This window comes from Burkholderia sp. MSMB1826 (assembly GCF_001526325.1).
Lineage (GTDB): Bacteria > Pseudomonadota > Gammaproteobacteria > Burkholderiales > Burkholderiaceae > Burkholderia.
Window position 1 is genome coordinate 142993 of the sequence record NZ_LOYN01000003.1, and the last position, 26340, is coordinate 169332.

Below are 26340 nucleotides of genomic sequence, written 5' to 3' on the forward strand. Positions count from 1 at the left end.
CCCAAGCATCGACCGCTGCCGTCGTGTGCGCGGCGCCGGCCGGCAGCGTCCGACTCGCCTACTTGTCCGCGCCGAACGCACTCGACATCTGCCGCGCCCGCTTCACGTCGTCGCCATGCAGGTAGATCGACGTCGTCGAGATCGACGCATGCCGCAGGTTGTCGCGCACCGTGGTCAGCTCCGCGCCGCGCGCCAGCGCGTGCGTCGCATGCGTATGCCGCATCCAGTGCGGGCTCGCCTGGCGCAGCTTGTGCGCGAGCGCCGGGTGGTCGGCCTCGACGCTATCGGCCGTCTGCGCGAAGAAACGCTGCATCACCTTCCACAGCCGCACGCTCGTGATCGCGGCCGCGTCGTCTTCCGCGAGGCTCGGAATCAGCGGCGTAGCGGGCCGCCAGCGCGCCGGCGTGACCGGCAACCGGCGCGCGACCAGATAGCGATCGAGCGCCGCGCGCGCGAGCGGCGGCAGCGCGACGCGGGCGGCCTTGCTGCCCTTGCCGATCACCTTCAGCCACGCGTCGCCGTGCGCGTCCGTCTCGATGTCGCCGAGCGTCGCGCCAACCAGTTCGCTCGCGCGCAGCCCGGTCGCATAGCCGAAATCGAGAATGAAGCGCAGCCGTTGCGCGGCGGCCGGCGTCCAGCCCGACTGCGGCGCGGCGTCGCCCGTGCGCTTGCGGAACTCGAGCCCGTCGGCGATCGTGCGAACCAGCAGCCACTCGCCTTCGGTGAACGCATGCGACATATCGAGGGGAGTCGCGCCGCGCGTGTCGCGCACCTTCACGCCGGCGAACGGATTCGCGAGCAGGTAGCGCTGCTCGATCAGCCAGCGGAACAGCGCGCCGAGCACCGACAGCGTGTACGCCGCGGACCGCGCGGACAACGCACCCGAGAACGGCCGCCAGTCGGGCGCGCCGCGCGGCCGCACGGGGCCGACCCAGCGTTCGTGCGGCGTCGGCCGCCGGATGAATGCGCGATACGCGAGCGCATCCTCGGTCGTCAGCGACGACAGCGCGCGGCCGCGCTCGACGATCGCCCACAGGATCAGCCGCTCGGCTTCCTTCCGGTACGCACGCCGCGTCGCGGCCGATTCGTGCAGCGACAGCCACGCGTGCACGGCCGCGTAATCGTTGTCCGCATCGAGCGTGCTGGTCGCGCGCGGCGCGCGGAACGTGCCGGCCGAGCCGTCGACTTCGTGCGGCAGCTTCAGCTGCTCCCACGGCACGATGCTGCCGCGCGGCGTCGCGGCGATCAGCGCACGCGCGCGTTCGGTCAGCTCCGGATGCGCGGCGAAGAACGCCTCGATGCGCCGCGCGCCGGCCATGCCGAGGCCCTCGATCGCACGCCACCACTGGCGCCGGCGCGGAATCCGCACGGTCAGGTCGGCGAGCGTCGCGATCCCGTGTGCACGCAATGCCGCGACCGCGCGCGCCGGCAACCACAGGCCGACGTCGTCGCCGATCTGCGGAACCGGCGCGCGCGCATGACGCAGCAGGCCGATCGCGTCGGTTGCCCCTTTCGCCTCCCGCAAACGCTCGCCGTCCGGATGGCCGAGCCGTTCCGCGAGATCGGCGCGGCCCACCTGCCGCGCGATGCGCACGAGGCGCCGGCGAATGGCGCCGATCACGCCGCGCGCCGACCGTCCGTCGCCGAGCCGGTCGGGCAGGTAGCGCTCGACGGCCTGGCGCACGGTCATGCCCGCGTACCACGCGCGCAGCGCGGCCAGTTCGTCGGCGTCGGGAAAACCTGCGGGCGCAGGCGCGGAATCGGGGGAAAGCGGTGAGGCGAGGCGCGGTTTCATGGGCGCCAGTTTGACAGAAGCGCGCGCGGCCGGATACGCCGCCCGCCCCCTCCCGAACGGGACGATGCGCATGCGCGGCCCTGAACCCGCCGGGCATCGCGCAAGCGCATCGGGTCGATCGTCGCGACACCGGGCCCGGACGCGCGCCGCCCCCGCTTCCGTGCGGGTCACGCGTCGTCTTTCGGCCCCGGGTTCAGCATCACGACGAAGCCGGCCACGCCGACGATCAACGCAACGGCGCCGCCGCGCAGCGCCGTCGCCGCATCGAACAGCAGGCCCGTCACGACGGCCATCATGCCGACGAGCGACACGAACACGGCGATAGCCGCGACGACGATCCGGTACTGGCGGCGTATCATCGTGCGCGCCACGTCATGCCGCGGCCGCGGCGGCCGGCTCGTCGGCGTCGTCGCCACGAATCAGCAGCACCGGGCACGTCGCGCGGCGCACGAAACGTTCTGCGACGCTGCCGAGCAGCACGCGCCGGATACCGCGCCGCCCGTGCGTGCCGACCACCGCGAGATCGATCCCGCGCTCCTTCACGTAACGTTGCAGGCGTTCCGCGACGTCCTCGCCGATGCTCTCGGTCTCGACGAGTTCGGCTTCTCCTTTCGCGCCGGCCAGCGCGACGATCCGTTCGGCTTCGCGCAGCACCTTGCGCCCGTCGTCGCGAATCTCCTCGACGAGCGCGTGCGGATCGAGACGGCCGGCATACGTGAACAGCGCCGACTTGTCGACCACGTACACGACGCTGACGTGCGTATCGCCCGCCAGCGCCACCTTCACGGCCTCGGCCAGTGCCTGTTTCGACGAAGCGCTGCCGTCGACGGCCACCATGATCTTCTCGTACATGCGAACCTCGCTGGGGTGAGTTGCCGCGCGCGCCGTCGCGCCCGGCCATGTCTCCATCATCGGCCGACGGCGGGTTCGAATCTTGACGGCGGTCAAGCGCGGCAGCGGCCGCACATGCGGCAAAACGGCACGACGGAAAGGGGGCTCGCGTTGTCGGCCAGGCCGCGAACCGGGGCGGCCATGCGCGCGCCGACGCGCTTTCGAGCAGCCATCGCGCCGAAGGCGCTATCATCGAACGTGCGACTTTCGTCCGGCCCTTTTTTCCGGCCCCACTTTCAACTCGCTCAACCGACATGACAACGACTATCGAACGCGTGGACGGCGCCGCCCAGCATCTCGTCGCCGCCCGCCATGCCGGCTCGCCCGGCCCGCTGTTGCCCGATGCACTGCGCCCCGACGACATCGACACCGCGCTCGCGATCCAGCAGCGCGTGGCCGACCTGCTCGGCGAACCCGTCGGCGGATGGAAATGCGCGCTGCCGCCGCCCGATCGCGTGATCCTCGCGCCGATCTTCGCGTCGACGATCGGCGAAGCCGATGCGCCGTACCGTGTCGTCGGCGGGCCGATCGTGCGGATCGAACCGGAAATCGCGTTCGTGCTCGATCGCGACCTGCCCGCGCGCGAGCAGCCGTACGACGAACGCGACGTGCGGGCGGCGATCCGGGAAGTGCGCGTCGTGCTCGAGATACTGGGCTGCCGCTATGCGGAGCCGGCGCGCGCGTCGAAGTTCGAGCTGCTGGCCGACGGGCAATTCAACCAGGGGCTGTGCGTCGGCCCGGTCGTGCCCGACGGCTTGAACGCGCCGCTCGCGACGCTCGCGCTGTCGTTCGAAGGCGCGCTGAACCGCACGATCGACGGCAGTCATCCGGACGGCGATCCGCTGAAGCCGCTGGTGTGGCTCGTCAACTTCCTCGCGTCGCGCGGCGATGCGGTGCGCGCCGGCCAGATCGTGACGACCGGCTCGTACGCGGGGGCGATCGAGGTGCCGCTCGGCGATGCGCTGACGGTCCGCTACGGCGAGCTCGGCAGCCTGTCGGTGACGTTGACCGCGTAACGGGTCACGTTGCTTTCACGCCCGAATCCGCCATGTCGCTGACACCGCTGCCCGCCCTGCTCGACGCCGTCCTGCGCACCGTCGCGCGCCGTTATCGGCTGCCGCCGCTCGACCGCGCGTCGTCGCTGACCGACGCGACGCATCCGGCCACCGCACTGGCGGTCGTGATCGAGGAAGCGCGCAGGATGCAGGCGGACGGCCACACGCCCGGCGCGGACCTGCGACGGCGCTTCGTCGATGCGCTCGCACGGATGATCCGCGACGCGATGGATCCGTCATCCGGCGACCCGTCGTTTCAGGCATCGGTGCTGCGCCACGATGCGCCGAACGTGCGCGAATACGCGTCGTTGTCCGCGCACGCCGAGCAGGACCGGCGCGCGCTCCACGCGGCCGTCAATGCGATCGCGCACCCGGCCAAGCTCGAGCGCAGCGCACAGGCCTGGCAACGCGACGGCCTCGCGCGCCTGCATGCGGCCGCGACGTCGGCGGCGTGGGCCGAGCTGCATGCCGCGCTCGCGCAACTGCTCGCGCTGCCCGAGATGGCGACCGACGCGGCGTTCGAGCAGGACATCGTCAAGCTCAAGGACAGCCCCGCGCTCGAACGCACGCTGCGACTCGATGCGCTGGCCGCGGACGACGACGTCCGTCGCTACCGCGCGCTGTGGGTCCGTCAGGGCCCGCTCGTCGGCAGCACGGCCGCCGTCGCGCAAGGCGCGGCGTCCCAGCAGCGCGGCGCGGCCGTCGAAGCGCTGGCCGCGCAGGCGCTCGACGCACTGGCGCGCCGGCTCGACGCGGTGGACGAGCACCGCACCTACCGCGTGGTCACGTCGATGCGTGTGCCTTCGTCGATCCCGGGCCGACACGACCGCGCGAAAACCGAATGGGACGCGATCCTGCTCGAACGCGCGCGCGGCGGCGACCCGGCGCTCGCGTGGAACGTGCGCTTTCTCGTCGAAGCGAAAGCCTCCGCGGATGCCGCGACGACCGACCTGCCGCGACTGCTGCGCGGCCTGAACCTGCTCGCGCAGGCGGCGCCCGACACGGTCTATGCATTCGAGACGCACCAGGGCACGGTGCGCGTGCAGGGCGCATCGCTGCACGCGTTGACGACCGACGAAGCGGCGCTGCGACGCGAGGTGCTGTATTGCTGCGACGCGTCCGCGGACGCGTCGCCGCGCCTGCTGGGCGCTGCGAGCCGGATGCAGTTGCTGTCGGCACAGGCCAGCCTCGAATACGCGAGCGCGCTCGCGCGGCAGCCGGATGCCGATCCGGACGGCCTCGGCGTCGTCTGGCACGCGCTGCTGACCCTGCCGCAATGGCACGCCGTGCTGCATCAGTACCCGTCGTTGCGGCAGGTCCGCGAACTGATGGTGGCCATCGACGATTTGCGGGCCGCGCTCGACGAGATGGACGACGGAGGCATCGCCAGCAGCGTGTGCGCGTGATGCGCGGTCGTGACGAGCGCGCGACGCCCGCGTGCTGCTCGCCCGGTTTGTAAGCAACCCGAACTATCGTCGGCGTCCGCTACTGCCGGCTGCATCTCGGTTCAAGCGATCCGGATTCAAGGTCGCGTTGCGTCCACACCGGGTGGATGTCCATTTCACGGGGCTGCCCTCCGCATCGCTGGCCGGCCGACACCATGCCGGCCACGCCGGCCGTGACGGCGCCGGCCGGTGAGGTACGATACGCGCCGGGGCAAAGCGCCCCCTGAGAGAACCGGCCGTCGCGGCCCCCCTACCCGACACAAGAAAAATGCGAAGAAACCCGATGCTGCACCGAACCCTGTTCGCCGCGCTGGCGACCGGCCTGCTGTGGATGCCGGCCGCCCATGCCAGCGGAGACGACGGCTGCTACGTGCCGAACACGCTCCGGCAAACGTCATACTCCTGCGGCAACGTGCCGATGCTGATGCCCGCCAACGACACGCGCGTCAACGCGATGCTGATGATGGCCGACAGCGGCAAGGTCGCGCAGGTGTTTCCGGACCCGAAGACCATCCCGGCGAAAGAGCGGGTCGAGCGGATCGTCGTGCCGTTCCCGATGGATTTCTCCGGATGGATCTATATCGGCCAGAAGGAGGCCGACCAGACCGGCGGCGCAGCGGACGCCGATGCGTCGTCGAACCGGTACGCGGACGGCGAAGGCAGCATCTGCCGCGGCATGAGCGCGGGCACGGACGCATTCAACGACGCACTGGGCAGCGCCGCCGGTCTGCCCGCCGACGAGGCTGCGCGCCTGCGCGCGGCGCGCGCCGACATCGCGCAGCAGAACTGTGCCGCGGGCGGCGCGAGCGCCGCGTGGACGAAGCCGCCGGTCAAGTCGCCGCTCGGCCAGCAGTTCGCCGCGTACCTCGACGGCGCGAACGCGTTCTACCGCGCCGACTTCCTCGCCGCGACCCGCGCCTTCGCGAACGCATCGCACAGCGCGGACCCGTGGCTGAAGGAAACCGGCCTCTACATGGCCGGGCGCGCGCAGTTGAATGCCGCGCAGGCCAACGCATTCGACCACGACAGCCCGACGCCGACGCGCGCGCGCGTGACGAAGGTGTCGCTCGACGCGGCGAACACGGTATTCCGGACCTACCTGAAGGTGTATCCGAAGGGGCGCTACGCGGTGTCCGCGACCGGGCTGTTGCGGCGTGTCGCGTGGCTCGACGGCAACGTCACGCAGCAGGCCGACCTGTACGGGCATGCGCTCGCGCACTGGTCGCCGGCGACGTCGAACGTGCCGCTGATGCAGCTGGCGAACGAACTCGACAGCAAGCTGCTGTTCGGCTCGGCATTCGACGCGAGCCAGATCCAGTCGCCGACCGTGCTCGCCACCGTCGACCTGCTGCGCATGCGTGCGTCGGACAGCAACGATCCGAGCCGCAAGCCGATGACGCTCGACGAGTTGCAAGCGCAGAAGCCGCGCTTCGCGAACGCGCCCGCGCTCTACGACTACCTGCTCGCAACGTGGTACGTGCAGATCGGGCACAAGCCGGATGCCGCGCTCGAGCTGCTGCCGCAAACACCCGCCGTGCCGCTCGACTACTTCGGTCTGAGCCAGCAGGCGCTGCGCGGGTTCGCGCTGGAGGACAGCGGCCGGAACGACCAGACCCGCCAGCTGTGGCGCGACCTGATCCCGCTCGCGAAATTCCGCTTCCAGCGCGAAATGCTGGAACTCGCGCTCGCGATCAACCTGGAGCAGGCCGGGCTCGTCAACGATGCGTTCGCCGACGATTCGCCCGTGCAGAACGTCGCGATCCGCGCGGTGCTGCTGCAGCGCGCGGCCAATGCCGACCTGCTGCGCGCGCAGGCGCGGAATCAGGCAACCGGCGGCGCGCTGCGCGACACCGCGCTGTACACGCTGCTGTACAAGGAGCTCACGCGTTCGCACTACGCGGACTTCATCGCCGACATGGCGCTGATGTCCGGCACGCCCGCCGATCCGTTGAAGCCGTTCATCGCAGCCGGCACGAAAAACGAAGACGGCTACACGTGCCCGTCGGCGCGCGACATCGCCGCGACGCTGCAGCAGAATCCCGCCGATCCGAAAGGGCTGAACTGCCTCGCCGATTTCGTGCGACTTCATCCGCCGGTGCCCGGCCTCGAGACCGATCCGGTGCCGTCGTGGGTCCGCAACGCGTCGAGCACGGCCGCCACGCGCGTGCCGCCGACGCTCGGCGCGGCGCCGTCGCAGTTCGCAGGCAAACCGTACGAGCGGATGTCGAGCTACGTGACGGTGATGGCCGATACGCAGGCGAACCCGAACGACCGCGCGTACGCGTTCTATCGCGCGATCAGGTGCTACGCGCCGGGCGGCTCCAACGAATGCGGCGGCAAGGAGGTCTCGAAGAGCACGCGCAAGCGCTGGTTCGACACGCTGAAGACCGCCTATCCGGACAGCCCGTGGGCGCGGAAGCTTCGCTACTACTGGTGAGCGCCGCATGAAGCGCATCGCATGCATCGCGCTGCTGCTGGCCGCGCGCGGCGCGCTGGCCGGCACCGTCGACGCTGCACGGTACGATGCGTTCTGGCTGTGGGCGGGCGTGAAGCCGCAGGCGGTCGTGCGCGGCGCGCGCGCCGTCTACGTGCTGCAAGGTCAGATCGAGGCGTCGCCGCGGGACGAGTCGCAGGTGCGCGCGATCGCGCAGGGCGTCGCGCTGCCGCCCGCGCCCGACGCGCACGTGTGGCTCGTCTATCGCGCGCATACGCTGCGCTGGACGCCGCGCGTCACGCAGATCATGCTCGCGCAGCTCGCACGCTGGCGCGCGTCGGGCCGCACGATCGCCGGCATCCAGATCGACTTCGATGCCGGTACGCGCCACCTGCAGGATTACCTCGCGTTCCTGCGCACGTTGCGCGAGACCTTGCCCGCCGATTGCCGGCTGAGCATCACGGGGCTGCTCGACTGGAGCAGCCGCATCGATACCGACCAGGTCAACCGGCTCAAGGGGATCGTCGACGAGGTGGTCGTGCAGACCTACCAGGGCCGCAGCACGATCCCCGATTATGCAGCCTATCTGCCGCGCGTCGCGCGGCTGCAACTGCCGTTTCGCATCGGCGTGATCCAGGGCGGCGAGTGGGACGCGCCGCCGTATCTCGCATCGAGTCCATGGTTCCGCGGCTACGTCGTGTTCCTGCGCAATGGCTAGCGGGCGCCGGCGCGACGCAAGCGAAGCGTGACGCCGATCGACGATGCGCTATGCGGCGCTCGCGAGCGTGCTGCCGAGCCCGACGAGCGCGATCGCGAGCAGCGCAAGCGCCGACGATGTCACGATCCATCGCCGCTTCCGATGAATCGCCGGATGGTTGATCGCGGCCATGTAGCCGGTCAGGACCGTGAAATCGACGGCGATCCACAGCGCGGCGAGGATCGCGAGGCTCACGCGCGAATCGGGCGTGATGCCGACGAACTGCGGAAAGAACGCAACGAAGAACAGCAGATCCTTCGGATTCGCGATGCCGACGACGAAGCCGCGCAGGTACGCGAACTGCATGCGTTCCTGGCCAGCCGGATGCCGCGCCTCGCGCATCCAGGCGTGAGCTTCGTCGATTTGGGGTGAAGCACCCAATGGACGATGCGCCCCTTTCCACGCGCGGCCGGACCACTTTCCCTACGATCGCGGCGCCGCCCGCCGCAGCGGGCCGGCGCCGACACCGTCATGCCCGCACGAACGCGAGCAGGTCGGCGTTGAGCACGTCCGCGTTGACCGTCAGCATCCCGTGCGAATAGCCCGGATAGGTCTTCAGCGTGCCGTTCTTCAGCAGCTTGATCGACTTCAGCGCGGAATCCGCGATCGGCACGATCTGGTCGTCTTCGCCATGCAGCACGAGCGTCGGGACGGAGATCGACTTCAGGTCGTCGGTCTGGTCCGTTTCCGAAAACGCCTTGATGCCGTCGTAATGCGCCTTCGCGCTGCCTGCCATCCCCTGCCGCCACCAGTTGCGGATCACGCCCTGGTGCACGGTCGCGCCGTCGCGGTTGAACCCGTAGAACGGGCCGCTCGGCACGTCGAGGAAGAACTGCGCGCGATTGTCGGCGAGCGCTTTCCGGAAGCCGTCGAACACCGCGAGCGGCAAGCCCTCGGGGTTCGAGTCGGTCTTGAGCATCAGCGGCGGCACCGCGCTGACCAGCACCGCCTTCGCGACGCGGCCGGCCGGCTCGCCGTGCTTCGCGACGTAGCGCGCCACTTCGCCGCCGCCCGTCGAGTGCCCGATGTGCACCGCATTGCACAGGTCGAGCGCTTCGACCACCGCGAACGCATCCGCCGCGTAATGATCCATGTCGTGGCCGTCCCAGACCTGCGCCGAGCGGCCATGGCCGCGCCGGTCGTGCGCGATCACGCGATAGCCGTTCTGGACGAAGAACAGCAGTTGCGCATCCCAGTCGTCGCTGGACAGCGGCCAGCCGTGATGGAACATGACGGGCTGCGCATCTTTCGGACCCCAATCCTTGTAGAAAATATCGACGTTGTCCTTCGTGGTGACGTATGGCATCGCGATGCTCCGGTAAGGTGGATGAACGTGGCGAGCGGGCCGGTTGCCATTATCGGCCATTATTGTGAAACCTCGATGCCATCGCGCGCAGCGAGGCCCGATCATCCACCGGCAGGAAACGAACGATGCCGCGCGCGTCAGCCGTCCGTCGACACCGTCACGGCTTCCCACGCGCGGATTTCGTCGTCCAGCGCCGACAGTTTGTCCCGCACGAGCCGCAGCGCGTCGCTGCCGAGCAGCAGATGCGCGGGCGGACGGTCCGCCGTCATCACGGCGAGCATCGCCCGCGCGGCCTTCGCGGGGTCGCCCGGCTGCTTGCCGCTTTTCTCCTCGCGCGCGCGGCGGATCGGATCGAACAGCGCATCGTAGTCGGCAATCGAGCGCGGCGTGCGCACCATCGAGCGGCCGGCCCAGTCCGTGCGGAACGAACCCGGCGCCACGGCCGTCACCGCGATGCCGAACGGCTCGAGCTCCTTGCCGAGGGTTTCGGAAATGCCTTCCAGCGCGAACTTGCTGCCGCAGTAGTACGCGATGCCCGGCATCGTGATGTGACCGCCCATCGACGTGATGTTCAGGATGCGGCCGCGCCGGCGCGCGCGCATGAACGGCACGACGGCCTTCATCATCGCGACCGCGCCGAAAACGTTCACGTCGAACTGCCGGCGCATCTCGTCGAGCGGCGCCTCCTCCATGATCCCTTCGTGCCCGTAACCCGCGTTGTTCACCAGCGCGTCGATGGGCCCGACGTTCGCCTCGATGTCCGCGACGACGCCGTCGATGCGGTCGAAGTCGGTCACGTCGAGCACGCGCGCGACGGCCGCCTGCGCGGACAGCGCCTCGAAGTCGCGCGCCGCCTGCGCGCTGCGCACCGTACCGACCACCGTGTGGCCGGCGGCCAGCGCCTCCCGGGCCAGCGCGCGACCGAAACCGCTGCTGACGCCGGTAATGAGCATGATGTTGCCGGATGCCATGTGAGCTTCTCCCGAATGTCGATCGAAGCGTGCATACTAGTCTGACGAACTGCGTCGAATAAGCCCGATTCCGCTGATTTTCTTGCACAAAACTATGATCCCCTCGCCCGTCTCCGCCCGATCTCCCGCGCTGTCCCCGCGCGACCGGAAACGCCTGGTAACGCTGCTGCGCGCGCTCGCGCCCGACGAAGGCTACAACCTGACGGCGCTGCCGAGCGTGCGCATCCTGCGCTCGAACCGCGTGCTGTCGCGCACGCCGGTGCTGTACGACCCGGGCATCGTGATCGTGTGCCAGGGATCGAAGCGCGGCTACTTCGGCGGCGAGCGCTATCTGTACGACGAGCACCATTACCTGGCCGTCTCCGTGCCCGTCCCGTTCAGCATGGAAACCGACGCCACGCCCGCGCGCCCGCTGCTCGCGCTGTACCTGCACCTCGATTTCACGCTGGCGGCCGAACTCGCCGCGCAGATCGATCGCGCCGGCCTCGCGCCGCCCGTGCAAGCGCCGAAGAGCATGATGTCGACGCCGATGGACGCCGCGATGCACGCATCGGTGCTGCGTTTCGTCGAGGCGATGCAGCGGCCGCTCGACGCCGCGGTGCTCGGCCCGGCGCTGCTTCGCGAGCTGTATTTCCGCGTGCTGACCGGCGCGCAGGGCGATGCGATGCGCAGCGCACTGGCGATGCGCGGGCAGTTCGGCCGGATCGGGCGCGCCTTGCGCGTGATCCACACCGACTACGCGCGGCCGCTCGACGTGTCGCAACTGGCCGACGCGGCCGGCATGAGCGTGCCGAGCTTTCACAGCCATTTCAAGGCGATCACGCAGGCGTCGCCGATGCAGTACCTGAAGTCGACGCGCCTGCATCAGGCGCGGCTATTGATGGTGCGCCAGGACCTGACGGCGGAGGCGGCCGGCTACGCGGTCGGCTACACGAGCCCGTCGCAGTTCAGCCGCGAATTCAAGCGCCTGTTCGGCCTGACGCCGGCGAAGGAGACGCAGCGCATGCGCGCGAGCTTCGCGATTCCCGAAGCGTTCGACGATGCGGTGTTCGTGTCGTCGCATTGACGCGCCGGAACGCGGCCGCGACCCATACGACCCGCGCGCTCATCGCGCGCCCACCCGCCACACCGTCACTTCGTGCAGCGTCTCGCCCGGCTTGAGCGTCGTCGACGGAAAGGCCGGACGATTCGGCGAATCGGGAAAATGCTCGGCTTCCAGCGCGAACGCATCGGTTTGCCGATAGACCGTTCCGCCCTTGCCCGCGACGCTGCCGTTCAACCCGTTGGCCGTGTAGAACTGCAGCCCCGGCTGCGTCGTGTACAACTCGAGAAAACGCCCCGACGCCGGGTCGTAAGCGCGCGCGGCAAACGCCGGCGCCGACTGGCCGCCCTGGTCCAGCACCCAGTTCTGGTCGTAGCCATGCGCGAGCACGAGCTGCGGATACGCATCGCGCAGATGCGCGCCGATCGGCGTCAACTGGCGCAGATCCATCGGCGTGCCCGCGACGCTGGCCAGTTGCCCGGTCGGAATCGACGTGTCGTCGGTCGGCGTGAAGCGCGATGCGGCGATCTCGATCAATTGCCGCTCGACGCTGCCGCCTGCCTGCCCCGCCAGGTTGAAGTAGCTGTGGTTCGTCAGGTTGACGACCGTGTCCTTGTCGGTCGTTGCGCGGTAGTCGATGCGAACCTGGTCGTCGCGGGTCAGCGTGTAGGTCACGTCCGTCGTCAGCGTGCCGGGGAAGCCGTTCTCGCCGTCGGGGCTCACGTAGCGCAGCGTGACGCTCGCGCCCGTCGCGTCGCCGTGCGTGCCGGTGACAGTCCATACCTTCGCGTCGAAACCGTCGGGGCCGCCGTGCAGCGTGTTCGGCCCGTCGTTGACCGGCAGCTTCCAGGTTTGGCCGTCGAGCGTGAAACGCCCGCCCGCGATGCGATTCGCATACCGGCCGATCAGCGCGCCGAAATGGATGTTGCCGTTGTGCGCTTCGTAATCGCGCAGCGAATCGAAGCCGAGCACGATGTCGGCCACGCGGCCGGTACGGTCCGGCACGTCGAGGGCGGTCACGATGCCGCCATACGTGATGACTTTCAGCGTCACGCCGTGCCGGTTCGCGAGCGTGTACTGGCTCACCGGCTGCCCGTTCGCGGTCGTCCCGTAATCGGCGCGGCTGATCGACACGTCGGGCGCCGCCGACGCGATGGCGGCATGAAAGCCGAACGTTGCGAGCACACCTATCGCGAGCATCGGTCGTCGCGGCCAGCGTCGTTTCATGAAAACCTCCGAAGTGATGCGGCCCGTGCTCGCGCGCAAGTTGCATGCCTGCACGTAGCCGCGTTTGCCATGCCGCGCCTCCGCGTCCGGAGCATCGCGGCGCTCACGTAGGGTTGGCACGCCACCGGCGAGGCGTGACACCGGTCAACCGCGTGAAGGTCCGCGAGAAATGGCTCTGATCGGCAAAGCCGCATGCAACGGCGATCGTGCTCAACGGCACGTTCGGGTTGCGCATCCATTCCTTCGCCCGCTCGACGCGCTGCACGATGAGCCAGCGATGCGGCGGCATCCCGGTCGTGCGATGAAACGCCTTGACGAAATAACCGCGGGACAGCCCGCACGCGCGCGCGACGTCGGCCAGCCCGATGTTGCCGTCGAGGTGCGCGAGCAACAGCTCCTGCGCGCGGCGCGCCTGCGACGGCGTGAGCTTGCCGTCCGACCTTTCCCGTCGTTCGCCGACGCCGCCGTAACGGTGCGCGACGTGCGCCTGAAACGCCAACCCCACATGGTCGACGAAGATCTGCGACGCTTCGCCCGGCCGGGCCAGCGCCGGCAGGAGCGACTGGCCGAGCGCATGGACGACCGAATCGCGGGTGCTCAGATGCGGCGGCAGATAAAGCTGCGGCCGCTGCCGGCCGCCGAGGTCGTCGACCGTTTCTTCGAGCGTGTGGCGCGGCAGGTGGAAATGCAGACAATCGAACGCGCCCTTGAGGTCGGCCACCCAGCGACGGTCGAGATCGTAGATCGACACGGTGCCCGCGTCATACGGAACGAACGGTGCGGGGCGGCCATCGCGCCACAGCGCCTGTTCGCCGAACGCACGCAACTGCAAGACGATGAGATCCGTATTCTCGAGTTCATAGGGCGCGGTCAGCCCCATGTTTCTCCGCAAGGTCTTGAGTCGGACGATACCGATCTGCCCATGCGGCAACGCCTGCGTGACGACGGTCTGCCTGACGTCGGCCGGGATGAAATCGGACGATGCGGTATCCGGCTGGGAGGCGGTCATGGGGCGATGCGGGGTGGCGAACGACGATACCCGCCACTCTAGCAAATCGCGGCAACGCACGCTGCTCGCGCCGTACCGGCACTGGTATGATGCGCCAGCCACCTCTACCGGAATTCGCGATGAAGCTGTCATTCGAAGCGCTCGAAGCCCTGGACGCGATCGACCGCACCGGAACCTTCGCCGAAGCAGCGGAACTGCTGCATCGCGTGCCCTCGGCGCTGACCTACCTGGTGCAGAAACTCGAAAGCGATCTCGGCGTGGCGCTGTTCGACCGCAGCGGACGGCGCGCGAAGCTCACGCATGCAGGGCGCATCGTCGTCGAGGAAGGCCGGCGCCTGCTGCGCGCGGCCGAGCAACTCGAAATGAAGGCGCTGCGGGCGCAACAGGGCTGGGAAACGGAAGTCCGCGTCTGCATCGACGAAATCCTGCCGTTCGACGCGCTGTGGCCGTACGTGCACCGGTTCTACGCGCTCGGGATGGACACGCGGCTGCGACTGTCCACCGAAGTGCTCGGCGGCGCGTGGGATGCGCTGATTTCGCGTCGGGCGGATCTCGTCGTCGGCGCGGCGGGCGAACCGCCGGAATTGCCGGGCATCGTCGCGCGGCCGATCGGTTCGCTGAAACACGTGTTCGCGGTCGCGCCGTCCCATCCGCTCGCGTCGCTGCCCGAACCGCTGGCGATGACGTCGGTCGTCCAGTATCGCGGTGCGGTGATCAGCGATACGTCGCGCGAATTGCAGCCGCAGTCGGTCGCGATCGATGCGGGCCAGCCGACCCTCGCGGTCCCGACGCTGGCCGCGAAACTGGAAGCGCAATGCGAAGGGCTCGCGGTCGGCACGCTGCCGGAATGCATCGCGGCGCGCGCGATCGCCGACGGCAAGCTCGTCGCGCGCCAGGTGACGGGCATGCGCGACACCACGCACTGCTATCTCGCGTGGCGCGGCGACGAAGCGGGCCGCGCGCTGCACTGGTGGGTCGAGCAGCTCGACCAGCCCGATCTCGTCGAGCGCTTCACGACGCCGGACTGACGCGCCCGTTCACGGGCCGCCGGGCCGCCGGCGGCCGCTCGCGATCCGGCCCGGCGTCAGCCGAGCGAATCGTGCAGCCGCTTCATTTCCTTCTCGAGCCAGCCGATCAGGCTGAACCCCGCGTGCGCCTTCTCGACCGGCGGAATCATCATCCGTTCCTCGGTCGCGATATGGTCGGTGAGCGACTCGCACATCAGCCTGCCGAGCGCCGGCTTCCTGCCGATCAGCGCCGACAGATCCTCGCTGCGAAGCTGATGCACGGTCATCGCGGTCACCGCATGGACGGTCGCGTGAAGCCGCGTGCCGGCGAGCACGACCGACTGCCCGATCGCATCGCCCGGCGCCATCCGCCGGACTTCGACGTCGCCCGACGCGCCCGGCACGAACACCGCCGCGACGCCCGATTCGACGATGGTCAGCACACGCGACTCCGAATTCGACGCATAGATCACGTCGCCCTTGCCGAACGAACGCGATATCAGCGCGTCGGCCAGCACGGCCAGATCGTCGTCGTCGACGCGTGCGAACAGTTCGACCGCGCGCAACAGCAGCAGCCGACGCGACACCGGATGCACCGGCGATGCCGATGACGAAGCGCACGCCGGCGCCGGCCCCGCGAGCGGTCGCCACGCGACGCCTGCCGCGGCCAGATGCCGATGCGCGAGATCGTAGAGCGCGTTGCGCACGGTCGTCTTCTTCTGCAGCGCGTCGACGTAACAGACGAGTTCGTACTGGATCGCGTTCGCGCGGATCGCCTTCACGACGGCGATCGGCGCGGGGCGTGCGAGCACGTCGAGCGAACTCGCCGCGGCCCGCTCCAGCGCGCCGACGGCGACGGCCGGCCGCACCGCGGGATCGAGATCGAGCGCGAGCGTGACGCCGTGCAGGCCGGCCGGTTCGCTGAGGTTCACGATGGTGGCACGCGCCGCCGCGCTGTTCGGCACGACGACCAGGTTGCCCAGGCTGTCGATCAGCTTCGTCGCCCGCCAGTTGCTCTCGACGATCCGCCCTTCGAGCTCGCCGATCGAGACCGTATCGTCGAGCCGGAACGGTTGCGTGGTATTCAGCACGAGCCCGGAGAACACGTCGTTCAGCGTGTTCTGGAGCGCGAGCCCGAGGATCACCGCGACGGCGCCGGACGTCGCGACCAGGCCGCTCAGCGGCAGGCCGAGCACGTAGCCGAGTGCGGCCACCGCGGCCGCGCCGAACACGATGCCTTCGGCGATGTCGTGAAAGAGCCGCTGGCTGCGCCACGCGCGCGGCAGCAGCAGATGATTGATCAGCAGGCTGAACACGATCGCGCACTGGAGCCACCATGCGATGCAGATGGCCTGGACCACGATCCGGTCGAGCCCGCCGAGCGACGCGGGAACGGCGAGCGGGCTGACGCCGGTCGCGAACAGCACGGCGCTCAGCGCGGCGAACGCCGCACAGCGCCGGATGGCGCGAGCCACGGGACGATCGTGTCCGAGCAGCCGCCACGCGGCAAGGTCGGCCAGTACGATCGGCGCGCCGTAGAGCGCCGTATCGGAGAAATTCAACATGGCGGAACGCAAGCGCGGCGCGTGAAAAGGTGGAGCTGGCGGCACGCAGGCCGCCGCGCGGACGGCATCGTCGGGCACATCGCGTGCGGGCTGCCGATGCGCCGGCTGCGATCAGCCGCGCCGCTGCACGACGCCTGGCAGCGGCAACACATAGCGGCCGGCGCCCGCGATCGCGATCGTGCCGAACAGGATCAGCAGCATCCACGCGAATTGCGCATCGCGCAGCGGCCAGTCCGGGTGGACGACCTTCGGCAAGCCGTGCACCACGAGCAGCAGCACGCTGGCGGCGACGCGCAGGAACAGCAGGCCGAGGTCGGTCGCGTGACGGGAAAGATCGGATCGGTCAGGTTTCATGCGGCGGTTCGTCGGTTGAGCGGGAGGCGCGGCGACGCGCACGCCGGGCATTGCGCCGCGCCGGCGTTCAGTGGGGTCGCGCGATGTCGACGGGCGCTCGGCGCCGGCGCGCACGCGTGCCGACGAGGTGCCGGCGCCCTCCGTTCAGGCAATCTACGCGTGCCGCCTGCCGCTGTCCTGTAACCGGGCTGAATCGTTCTGAAACATGACCGACGCGCACGGACCCGGCGTCACGACTCGCGCGACGGCAGCTCGGACTCGGCCGCGTCGAGTCCGAGTGCGTGCACTTCCGACCACGCATCGTGCGCGACCTCGGTCGACCCTGCCGTATGCGCGAGCGCAGCCGCATACGCGGCCAGCAATCGCACGCGCGCATCGCCGGACATCGCGTTTGCATCCGCGTCGCGCATCGCATCGAGCGCGACGCGCGCCCGTTCGCGACATTCGTCGACGAGCGACAGATCGAACAGGCAAGGCACCGCGACGGCCGCGAGCGCGATGCCGAGCGCCGCGTCGCCCTGCGCCGAAAACGCCCAGTCGAGCGCGGCGCGCAGATTGCCGAGCTCGCGCCGGACCACATCGAGCCGGGTCGCGCCATTCGCGTCGCCGCGCGACGCGGCGCCATCGTGGGTCGCGCGCCGGAACAACGCGAGAAAGTAGGTCGCATGCGCGCGCGCGGCAGCCGGCCCCTCGCCGTGACCGTCGAGCTGCTGTTGCGCGTAGGCCCGCGTGGTCGTCAACAGCCGGTAGCGCGGCGCGCCGTGCGCGGTCTCGAGGATCAGCAGCGACTTCGACACGAGGCCGGCGATCGTATCGAGCAGGTCGGCGCCGGCCGGCCCGTTGGCGCCGACGACCTCGCGCACGGCCTCGATCGAGAAGCCGTCGCGAAACACGCCGAGCCATCGCAGCAGCAGGCGCTCGGCGTCGCCGAGCAACCGGTAGCTCCAGTCGTACATCGCCTGCAATGTCTGATGGCGCGGCAACGCCGTGCGAAAACCGCCGGTCAGCAGCCGAAAGTGATCGTCGAGATGGGCGGCCAGCACGTCGATGCCGAGCACGGCGGCACGGGCCGCGGCCAGTTCGATCGCGAGCGGCAGGCCGTCGAGGCGACGGCAGACCGACGCCATCAGCGACAGGCTGCGCGCATCGAGCGGAAAACGCGGATCGGCCGCGCGTGCACGCGCCGCGAACAATTGCACCGCGCTCGCGCGCATCGCGTCGCGATCGTCGGCGCCTTCGTCGAGTACGTCGAGCGGCGGCACCGGACACACGCGCTCGCCGTGGATGCGCAACGATTCCCGGCTCGTCGCGAGCACGCACAGCCCGTCGTCCGCGTCGGTGAGCGCGCTCGCGATCTGCGCGGCCGCGTCGAGCAGGTGCTCGCAATTGTCGAGCACGAGCAGCATCCGGCGACGCGCGACGCTGGCGAGCACCGCTTCGAGCGTCAGCGACCCGGTCGGCTGCGTGATGCCGAACGCACCGGCGAGCGCGTCCGGCACGAAGCGCGGACACGCGACGGTGGCGAGCGATACGAATACGGTGCCTTCCGGGAAGTGCGCGGCGGCGCGCGCCGCCGCTTCGATCGCGACCCGCGTCTTGCCGATGCCGCCCGCGCCGACCAGCGTCACGACGCGCGCGCCCTGCAGGGCGGCCAGCACGTCGGCGACCGTCTGTTCGCGGCCGAACAACGCGCTCGGCGCGGCGGACGGCCGCCACGTCGAGGCCCGCACGGGCGCGTCGCCGTCGTCCTGCCCGACGACCAGCCGATAGCCGCGGCCGGGCACCGTCACGATCAGGTTCCGGTCGCCGGCCAGCGCCTTGCGCAGCGAAGCGATGTGCACCTGCAGGTTGTTTTCCTCCACCACGGTGTGCGGCCATACGCGCTGCATGATGTCGTCTTTCGATACCAGCGCACCGTTCGCCCGAATCAACAGCTCGAGAATTTCGAATGCGCGGCTGCCGATGCGCAGCAGCTTGCCGTTCGAACGAATTTCACGTCTGTCGAGAAAAACGTGAAGTGTTCCAATCCGGATCATGGGAATTTCTTGTGAGTGACATTCAACGGCGCCCGGCTGAAATAGGGTGCCGATTCGATCTCAATGCTACGGTATTTGCATGGTCGAATGATTCAAATTATCAGAATGAACGGCTCGAATTTTTTGAAATGACGCAAAACGCCGCCGCGACGCGCGGCGAGGCGCAGCGCAGCTTTGCGCATGCACCGAAATGCGGCGGGGCCGCGCACGTTTCACGTGCAAATCGCGCATGCGCCCATGAATACGATTCAGATATATCAGACGAAACATTTTCGCCCGGAGCAATGCGGTGCATTTTCGTTTTGATTCGACCGATCGGGTTATTTACGGCCCCGCTATTGCGACGGCCGAATATCCGTCGGCTCGTTTGCCTGCATTGGCGCCGCGATTCACCGCGCGCAGCGGGCGTGCCCCCCGCCGGCATGCCTTACGCGATCAGGCTTGCGCGAACGCCAGCAACTCGTCGTTCAGCCTGGCCGCGTGCGTCAGGTAGAGCGCGTGCGGGCCGCCTTCGTAGACGCTCAGCGTCGCATGCGGGACGCGGTTCGCCGTGGCGGCGCCCGTCAGCGCGAGCGGCACCGTCTGGTCGTCGTCGCCGTGAATCACGAGCGTCGGTACGTCGAAGCGTTGCAGGTCGGCACGGAAATCGGTCTCGGAAAACGCGCGGACGCAATCGAGCGTGCCCTTCATCCCGCCTTGCAGCGCCATGAACGACGTCCAGTCGAGCGCCGCGCGCGAAACCGTCGAGCCGTCGCGGTTCGATCCGGTAAACAGCGGCCAGAAGGCGTCGAAAAATGCCGCGCGATCGGCCACGATGCCGGCGCGAATGCCGTCGAACACCGCGACGTCCACGCCGTCCGGATGATCGTCGCGCCGCGCCACGAGCGGCGTCACCGAGCCGATCAGCACCGCCTTCGCGATGCGACGCGTCCCGTGTCGGCCGATGTAGCGCGCCACCTCGCCGCCGCCCATCGAAAAGCCGACGAGCGTCGCGTCGTGCAGGTCGAGCGTCTCGAGCAGCGTCGCGAGATCGTCGGCCAGCGTGTCGTAGTCGTATCCGCTCCAGGGTTGACCGGATCGCCCGAAGCCACGCCGGTCGTACGCGATGCAGCGCAGGCCGTGCGACGCGAGATGATGCATCTGCACGTCCCACATGTCGGCATTCAGCGGCCAGCCGTGAATGAACACGACCGGGCGGCCGCTGCCCCAGTCCTTGTAGTGGATCGATACGCCGTCGCGGGTGGTGAACGTGCTCATGAGGGTTCCTTTCGAGTCGGGAAGCCGCGTGCGCGGACGCGGCCGAAGCGTGTGGCGCCGCACGTCATGCGCGGGACTGCCGGGCGACGAATTGCTCGAGCGCCGCCGCGAGAATCATTTCGCGGCAGTTCGCGGGGCGTTTCTCGCCGCGCCACTGAGGTTTGTAGATCGCGTCGCCGGCCCGGATCGGCTGCCCGGTGAGCGCGCAACGGCCGAGCCCGCGGCCGCGCGCCTTCGCGCTGATCCAGCGTTGCTCGTCGTAGCGGCAGCGCGTCGGGTCGCTCCACGACACCAGCATCGACGAATCGGTCTGCCGCTCGACCGCGACGATCGCGCAGCGGCGCCGGACGTCGCCGCTCGACGGTGTCGGCGCGTCGTCCCGATGCAGGCGACGCGAGCCGTCGGCCGCCCGCTCGCGCGGCATCGGCCTCATCCGGAGGCTCGCGGCGGGCGACGGCCTGAGCGACGTGATCATGTGCTCCCAACGATTGAAGGCGTCCATGGCGGCATATCCAGGCAGGTGACGGGCGGCGCGGGCCGGGCGGCGCCGTTCGCATGGTGCGCAACGCGTGCCGATGACCCGATGCTGACGATAATCGCCGTTCGCTGAAGAGTCCCGGTCGCGCGCTTAATTTTTCTGCAGCGCGACAGAATCCGCTCGCGGCGCCGCGGCGTTCAAGAAAATTCAGCCGGATTTCAGTACGCCGCGCCCCGCGCCGCGATACGCTCCCGACGGCATTCGTTCGTCCACGCGCGCCCCTCGCCGCGCGGCGGCGCATGCCGAACGGCTGCCGGGCGGGATGGCCGCGGCCGGCCGCCACCGATCCCCCATCCCGTGCGGCCTCGCCGCCGCATACCTCAGGAGTCCAGATGCATTCCGAACAGACCGATGCCGTCGCGTCGGCCCGCCGCCGCGACATGCTGCTCGCCGGCGCGACGGCCGTCGCCGCAGCCGCCCTGCCCGCGATGGCGGCCGCAGCCGGCACGCCTTCCCGCAGCACCTCTTCAGCCCACCCAGGAGCGCACACGATGAACACGATCACCACCAAGGACGGCACGCAGATCTACTTCAAGGACTGGGGCAGCGGCCGACCGGTCGTGTTCTCGCACGGCTGGCCGCTGTGCGCGGACGCGTGGGATGCGCAGATGCTGTTCCTCGTGCAGCACGGCTATCGCGTGATCGCGCACGACCGTCGCGGCCACGGCCGGTCGAGCCAGCCGTCGCACGGCAACGACATGAACACATACGCGGACGATCTCGCCGCGCTGCTCGACGCGCTCGACGTGCGCGACGCGACCCTCGTCGGCCACTCCACCGGCGGCGGCGAAGTCGCGCGCTACATCGGCCGCCACGGCACGAAGCGCGTGTCGAAGGCCGTGCTGATCGGCGCGGTGCCGCCGCAGATGGTGAAGTCGCCGACCAATCCGGGCGGCTTGCCGATGGACGTATTCGACGGCATCCGCAAGAACGTCGCGGAGAACCGTTCGCAGTTCTACAAGGATCTCGCCGTGCCGTTCTTCGGCTTCAATCGCCCGAACGCGAAGCCGTCGCAGGGCACGATCGACGCCTTCTGGTCGCAGGGGATGATGGGCGGCATTCACGGTCAGTACCTGTGCGTGAAGGAATTCTCCGAAGTCGACTACACCGACGACCTGAAGAAGATCGACGTGCCGACGCTCGTGCTGCACGGCGACGACGACCAGATCGTGCCGATCGACGATTCGGCCCGGCTGTCGTCGAAGATCGTGAAGCATGCGGTGCTGAAGGTGATCGAGGGCGGCTCGCACGGGATGTGCGTCGTGAACGCCGATCGCATCAACGCCGAACTGCTCGCGTTCCTGCAGGCGTAAGCGCGCCGTCTGCCGCGGCGGCGCGCATGCCGCCGCGGCAGAACCGCGGTTCAGGACTTTTCAGATTATTTCAGCCGCTCGATACGGCGCTTACGACGCCCGCACCGGGCGCAGCAGGATGCCGAGCAGCGCGCCGGCGAGCGCGAACGCCATCGCCACGCGGTAGTTGTCGGCCAGCGCGAGCGTGGTCGCCTGCACGCGCACCGCGCGATCGACGAGCGCATAGGCCGCCTGGTTGCCCGTCGCGAACGTGGCGCCATGCGCAACCAGCGACGCCGCACCCGCCCTCAGCCGTTCGAGCGTTTCTGGATCCGACAGCGACACATGCAGACCGACGAGATTCGAATGGGTAGCTTCCCTGATGCGCTGAATCACCGCGATCGACGTCGTGCCGAGCTGTCCGCTCAGCAGGCGCGTCGTCTGCACGACCGCGCCGAACGTCAACGCATGCTCGGCCGTCACGTGCTTGCCGAAGAAGAATATGACCGACGTGAGCGCCATCGTCTGACCGAGCGCCTGCAGCAACTGCGACGGGATGAAGTCGGGCTCGGCCCACACCGGCGTGAGCCGCGCCCCGAGCGCGAACGCGATCGCCACCATCGCGAAGCCGGCGACGATCAGCCGGCGCGGGTCGACACGCTGCAGCAGCAACGCGACGCACGGCGCGAACAGCAGTTGCGGCATCGCGATCCAGCGCAGCGTATCGCCGATCTGCAACGGCCGAAGGCCGTACGTGCTGGCGAGAAACAGCGACGGGATGAAGCTCGTGTTGAGCACGGTGAAGCGCACGAGGCCGACGAGCACGATCAGCAGCGCGACGTTGGGCCGCACGAGGTAGCCGAGATCGAGGCCCGCGCGCGGCGACGCGAGTTCGTGGATCAGGAACGCGGCGATCATCAGGATGCCGGCGGCCAGCAACGCGACGATCAGCGGCGACTGCAGCCAGAACAGCCGCTCGCCCTGGTCGAGCGCGATGCACAGGCACGCGAACCCGCCCGCGCCGAGCAGCATCCCGCGCGCGTCGATTCCGGACGCGAAGCGCTTGACCGGCTCGTCGGCGAGCGACAGCATCAGGCTCGCGATGAACGGCACGGTCAGCACCGCGTTCTGCCAGAACAGCCAGCGCCAGCTCAGGTGTTCGCTGTACCAGCCTTCGAGCGTGGCCGACAGGTTCAGCGACATCTCCAGATTCATCGCATACGCGGCGATGCCGAACGGAATCAGCCGCGGCGGCAGCGTGCGCACGACGAAGCCGACCGTCAACGGCACGAACACGCCGGAGGCGAGCCCCGCGATCGCCTGGCACACGATGAACGCGCCGAATTGCGTGCAGAGCGGCAGCACGCTTTCCGCACCGAGAAACACCACGGCGCCCGCCACCAGCACGCGGCGCGTGCCGAACATGAAGGCCGCCGCGATCGCGAGCGGCCCGACGAACATCTGCGACGCGGTAAACGCGGTGTTGATCCACGCGCCTTCGTCGACACCGACGCCGAGCGCGCCGCGCACGTCGGCCAGCCCGAGCGACGTGATGCGCGACGTCAGCGTCGCGACGATCGCGCCGAGCAGCACGGCCGCGATCGCGGCGATCGACCGAAACGTCGGGATGTCGGAAGCCGGGCCTGCGGCCGGCGCCGGCACGGCACTGCCGGTGGCGAACGTCGTGTTCATCGTCGAGCGGCTCCCGCCTGTCAAGCTGGCGCAAGCATAACGCGGTGCGTCGAATCCTGCCCGTACGATGGAGTTTGCCGATCATGACCCCACCCACCCCCGCGCCGTCGCCCGCCGTGCCCGTGCGTTCCCGCAAGCCGGCCATCGTCGCGATCGCCGCGATCGCGCTGCTGCTCGTCGCGCTGCTCGTGTACGCGTTCGACGCACGCGATCGCGGCACCGACGACGCCTACGTGACCGGCCACCTGCACGTGATCTCGCCGCGCGTCGCAGGCACGGTCGAGCGCGTGCTCGTCGACGACAACCAGTTCGTGCACGCGGGCGACGCCCTCGTGCAGATCGACCGGCGCGACTTCGACGTGCGCGTCGCGGCGCAGCGCGCACGTGTCGCGCAGGCGCATGCCGACGCGACACGCGCCCGCGCACAGATCGAGCAGGCGGACGCGGCGCTCGTGTCGGCGCACGCCGATGCCGAAAAGGCCGAACTCGATTACGCGCGTGCACGCGAACTGACCCGCGAGACGCCGCGCGGCCTGTCGAAGCAGGAGTTCGATGCGGCCGATGCCGCCCGCAAGTCCGCCCGCGCACGCGTCGCGGCGGCCGACGCGCAACGGCGCAGCGCGATCGCCGCCGCCCGGGCCGCCGACGCCGCGTCGAGCCAGAACGATGCCGAATTGCACGACGCGCTGCTGCAACTCGGCTACACGGCGGTCGTCGCGCCGTCGGACGGCTACGTCGGCAAGAAGACCGTCGAGACCGGCGAACATGTCGCGCCCGGCCAGGCGCTGCTCACGCTGGTCGAGCCGCATCCGTGGATCGTCGCCAATTTCCGCGAGACGCAACTGCGGCACGTGCGCGCCGGCGACGTCGTTCAATTGCGCTTCGATGCGCTGCCGCAGCGCGCGTTCACCGGCCGCATCGACAGCCTGTCGCCCGCGACGGGCGCGCAGTTCGCGCTGCTGCCGCCCGACAACGCGACCGGCAATTTCACGAAGGTCACGCAGCGCGTCCCCGTGAAGATCCTGCTCGACGGCCCGACCGCGACGGAGCCTCGCATCCGCCCCGGGCTGTCGGTCGTCGTCACGCTGCAAGCCGGCGGCGCAGCGCGATGAAGCGCGCCTTCGCCGTGCTCGCCGCGAGCCTGCTGGCCGCATGCTCGATCGCGCCGCAGCCGCTCGCGCCCGTCCCGGTCGGATCCGACCGGTTCCGTCATGCCGATCCGTCGACCGATGCGCGTACGCCGTCGCTCACGGCATGGCCGGCCTGGTTCGGCGACCTGCAGCTCGGCCGCCTCGTCGACGCCGCGCTCGCGCACAACCTCGATCTGCGCGCGGCGGCCGCGCGGGTCGACCAGGCGCAAGCGCTGCTCGGCGTGCGCGATGCCGCGCTGGCGCCGACCGTGCGCGTCGATCCGTCGTTCAGCCGCACGCGCGTCTCCGGCACGGTCGACAACGCGCTGCCGAAGCGCACGATGCACAACTGGTCGGTTCCGGTGGCCGCGAGCTATGAAGTCGATCTATGGGGGCGCTTGCGCGGCGACGCCGACGTCGGCGAACAGAACGTGCTGCAGGCGGCGGCCGACCGCGACGCGATGCGTCTGCGGATCGCAACCGACGTGGCCGTCGATTACCTGACGCTGCGCTACGTCGACGACGATCTCGTGACCCTCACGCGCGCGATCGGGCTGCGGCGTACCGCGCTCGACGTGATCGCCGCACGCGTGCGGGCCGGCGCGGCGAGCGATCTCGACGGGCTGCGCGCGTCGGCCGATCTCGATACCGCGCAGGCCGATCTCGCGGAGAGCCGCCGGCTGCGCGAGAACCTCGTCGACGCGATCGCGGTGCTGACCGGCGTGTCGCCGACCGCGTTCGACGTCGACACGGGCGCCGTGCCCGTGCAGGTGCCGGATGTGCCGGCCGGGCTGCCGTCCGCGCTGCTCGCGCAACGCCCGGACGTATTCGCGGCGGCACGGCGCGCCGACGCCGCATCGCTCGAACTGGGCATCGCGCGCACCGCCTGGCTGCCGACGCTGACGCTGACCGCCGACGGCGGTTTCGCCACCCGCGACCTGCGGTCGTTTCTCGACCGCAACAGCTCGCTGTGGGGTCTCGGCGCGAACGTCGCGCTGACGCTGTTCGACGGCGGCAAGCGCGACGCCGCGGTGGCCGCCGCGCGGGCCGGCACCGAGATCGCCGACGCAAACTATCGCGCGACCGCGATCGGCGCACTGCGCGACGTGCAGGATGCGCTCAACGACATCGCCGCGCAAAAGGAGCGGATCGCGCGCTACGACCACGCGGCGCACGCGACCGACGCCGCGGCGCGGCTGTCGCTGAGCCGTTACGCGCACGGTTACGTCAGCTACCTGGAAGTGATCGACGCCGATCGCGATGCGCTGAACGCGCGGCGCCAGCTGATTCACAGCCGGCAGGCGCTGGCCGTCGCGACGGTGAGCCTCGTGCGTGCGCTGGGCGGCGGGTGGACGCCGCCGGCGCCCCGCGGCCGAACCGGGCCGGTCGAGGGCCGGACACCTTTCAGAACGTTTCAGCGTCGCTTCAGGCAATGATCGCGGCCTCTGCGTAGACTGCGTTCATGAGCTGCCGCGCAGGACGGCGCTTGCGCCCGTTATCGACCTGGAGTGACAACATGATCCCCGTCGCCAATCAC

23 protein-coding genes are annotated in these 26340 nt (G+C 69.6%); 9 read left to right on the forward strand and 14 right to left on the reverse strand.

Features of this window, described 5'->3' with window-relative positions; all coding sequences use genetic code 11:
- Positions 1-58: 58 nt before the first annotated feature.
- The 3 genes from WS95_RS00655 to WS95_RS00665 all read right to left on the reverse strand — a co-directional run bounded on the left by WS95_RS00655 (position 59) and on the right by WS95_RS00665 (position 2647).
- Entirely contained in the window at positions 59-1795 is a 1737-nt protein-coding gene (locus WS95_RS00655; protein ID WP_059821721.1) for a site-specific integrase, read from the reverse strand.
- A 167-nt stretch (positions 1796-1962) separates the two neighbouring features.
- Positions 1963-2154, reverse strand: a complete 192-nt coding sequence (locus tag WS95_RS00660; protein ID WP_059782419.1) for a DUF2964 family protein — start codon at positions 2152-2154, stop codon at positions 1963-1965.
- A gap of 13 nt (positions 2155-2167) precedes the next feature.
- Complete coding sequence (locus WS95_RS00665; RefSeq protein WP_034209330.1) at positions 2168-2647, reverse strand: universal stress protein; 480 nt, start codon at positions 2645-2647, stop codon at positions 2168-2170.
- 293 nt (positions 2648-2940) lie between these two features.
- On the opposite strand from WS95_RS00665, the gene WS95_RS00670 reads away from it, so the two are divergent.
- The 4 genes from WS95_RS00670 (at position 2941) to WS95_RS00685 (ending at position 8338) form a co-directional block, all read left to right on the forward strand.
- A complete protein-coding gene (locus WS95_RS00670; protein WP_059821723.1) occupies positions 2941-3702 on the forward strand; it encodes a 2-keto-4-pentenoate hydratase in 762 nt (253 codons plus the stop codon).
- 32 nt (positions 3703-3734) lie between these two features.
- Positions 3735-5147, forward strand: a complete 1413-nt coding sequence (locus WS95_RS00675) for a hypothetical protein (protein WP_034209332.1) — start codon at positions 3735-3737, stop codon at positions 5145-5147.
- Between the two features lie 307 nt (positions 5148-5454).
- Complete coding sequence (locus WS95_RS00680) at positions 5455-7623, forward strand: hypothetical protein (protein ID WP_059821724.1); 2169 nt, start codon at positions 5455-5457, stop codon at positions 7621-7623.
- A gap of 7 nt (positions 7624-7630) precedes the next feature.
- Positions 7631-8338: a DUF3142 domain-containing protein gene (locus WS95_RS00685; RefSeq protein WP_059821726.1), complete on the forward strand. Its 708-nt coding sequence runs from the start codon at positions 7631-7633 to the stop codon at positions 8336-8338.
- Positions 8339-8386: 48 nt separating this feature from the next.
- On the opposite strand, the gene WS95_RS00690 is transcribed toward WS95_RS00685, so the two are convergent.
- From WS95_RS00690 to WS95_RS00700, 3 genes are all read right to left on the reverse strand, one after another.
- The gene (locus WS95_RS00690; protein ID WP_257139522.1) at positions 8387-8683 is read right to left on the reverse strand and encodes a LysE family transporter; all 297 of its coding nucleotides are present in this window, start codon (positions 8681-8683) and stop codon (positions 8387-8389) included.
- Positions 8684-8846: 163 nt separating this feature from the next.
- Complete coding sequence (locus WS95_RS00695) at positions 8847-9683, reverse strand: alpha/beta fold hydrolase (RefSeq protein WP_059821728.1); 837 nt, start codon at positions 9681-9683, stop codon at positions 8847-8849.
- A 137-nt stretch (positions 9684-9820) separates the two neighbouring features.
- Positions 9821-10654: an oxidoreductase gene (locus WS95_RS00700; protein ID WP_059821729.1), complete on the reverse strand. Its 834-nt coding sequence runs from the start codon at positions 10652-10654 to the stop codon at positions 9821-9823.
- A gap of 94 nt (positions 10655-10748) precedes the next feature.
- On the opposite strand from WS95_RS00700, the gene WS95_RS00705 reads away from it, so the two are divergent.
- Positions 10749-11720, forward strand: a complete 972-nt coding sequence (locus WS95_RS00705) for an AraC family transcriptional regulator (protein ID WP_059821731.1) — start codon at positions 10749-10751, stop codon at positions 11718-11720.
- A 39-nt stretch (positions 11721-11759) separates the two neighbouring features.
- On the opposite strand, the gene WS95_RS00710 is transcribed toward WS95_RS00705, so the two are convergent.
- A complete protein-coding gene (locus WS95_RS00710) occupies positions 11760-12923 on the reverse strand; it encodes an aldose epimerase family protein (RefSeq protein ID WP_059821733.1) in 1164 nt (387 codons plus the stop codon).
- Positions 12924-13026: 103 nt separating this feature from the next.
- Positions 13027-13932, reverse strand: a complete 906-nt coding sequence (locus tag WS95_RS00715) for a helix-turn-helix domain-containing protein (RefSeq protein WP_034209339.1) — start codon at positions 13930-13932, stop codon at positions 13027-13029.
- A 119-nt stretch (positions 13933-14051) separates the two neighbouring features.
- Between WS95_RS00715 and WS95_RS00720 the strand changes: the two genes are divergently transcribed.
- On the forward strand, positions 14052-14960 hold the full coding sequence (locus WS95_RS00720) for a LysR family transcriptional regulator (protein ID WP_034209340.1): 909 nt from the start codon (positions 14052-14054) through the stop codon (positions 14958-14960).
- A 56-nt stretch (positions 14961-15016) separates the two neighbouring features.
- Here the strand turns inward: WS95_RS00720 and WS95_RS00725 are convergent, their stop codons facing one another.
- The 5 genes from WS95_RS00725 to WS95_RS00745 all read right to left on the reverse strand — a co-directional run bounded on the left by WS95_RS00725 (position 15017) and on the right by WS95_RS00745 (position 20653).
- Entirely contained in the window at positions 15017-16504 is a 1488-nt protein-coding gene (locus WS95_RS00725; protein ID WP_059821735.1) for a mechanosensitive ion channel family protein, read from the reverse strand.
- Positions 16505-16615: 111 nt separating this feature from the next.
- Positions 16616-16858 (reverse strand): hypothetical protein, encoded by a 243-nt coding sequence (locus WS95_RS00730; protein ID WP_059821773.1) that lies wholly within the window; start codon positions 16856-16858, stop codon positions 16616-16618.
- Between the two features lie 230 nt (positions 16859-17088).
- Positions 17089-18894, reverse strand: coding sequence for a winged helix-turn-helix domain-containing protein (locus tag WS95_RS00735; protein WP_059821737.1), 1806 nt, complete (start codon positions 18892-18894; stop codon positions 17089-17091).
- A gap of 435 nt (positions 18895-19329) precedes the next feature.
- On the reverse strand, positions 19330-20151 hold the full coding sequence (locus WS95_RS00740) for an alpha/beta fold hydrolase (protein ID WP_059821738.1): 822 nt from the start codon (positions 20149-20151) through the stop codon (positions 19330-19332).
- Between the two features lie 64 nt (positions 20152-20215).
- Entirely contained in the window at positions 20216-20653 is a 438-nt protein-coding gene (locus WS95_RS00745) for a DUF3331 domain-containing protein (protein WP_059821740.1), read from the reverse strand.
- Positions 20654-21021: 368 nt separating this feature from the next.
- Here WS95_RS00745 and WS95_RS00750 point away from each other — a divergent pair, with 368 nt between their 5' ends.
- On the forward strand, positions 21022-22002 hold the full coding sequence (locus WS95_RS00750; protein WP_034209344.1) for an alpha/beta fold hydrolase: 981 nt from the start codon (positions 21022-21024) through the stop codon (positions 22000-22002).
- Positions 22003-22092: 90 nt separating this feature from the next.
- Here WS95_RS00750 and WS95_RS00755 read toward each other — a convergent pair whose 3' ends face one another.
- A complete protein-coding gene (locus WS95_RS00755; RefSeq protein WP_059821741.1) occupies positions 22093-23673 on the reverse strand; it encodes an MFS transporter in 1581 nt (526 codons plus the stop codon).
- An 83-nt stretch (positions 23674-23756) separates the two neighbouring features.
- Between WS95_RS00755 and WS95_RS00760 the strand changes: the two genes are divergently transcribed.
- Positions 23757-24785, forward strand: coding sequence for an HlyD family secretion protein (locus WS95_RS00760; protein ID WP_059821743.1), 1029 nt, complete (start codon positions 23757-23759; stop codon positions 24783-24785).
- Positions 24782-26239 (forward strand): efflux transporter outer membrane subunit, encoded by a 1458-nt coding sequence (locus tag WS95_RS00765; protein WP_059821745.1) that lies wholly within the window; start codon positions 24782-24784, stop codon positions 26237-26239. The genes WS95_RS00760 and WS95_RS00765 overlap by 4 nt, the downstream gene beginning before the upstream one ends.
- Positions 26240-26340 lie beyond the last annotated feature (101 nt).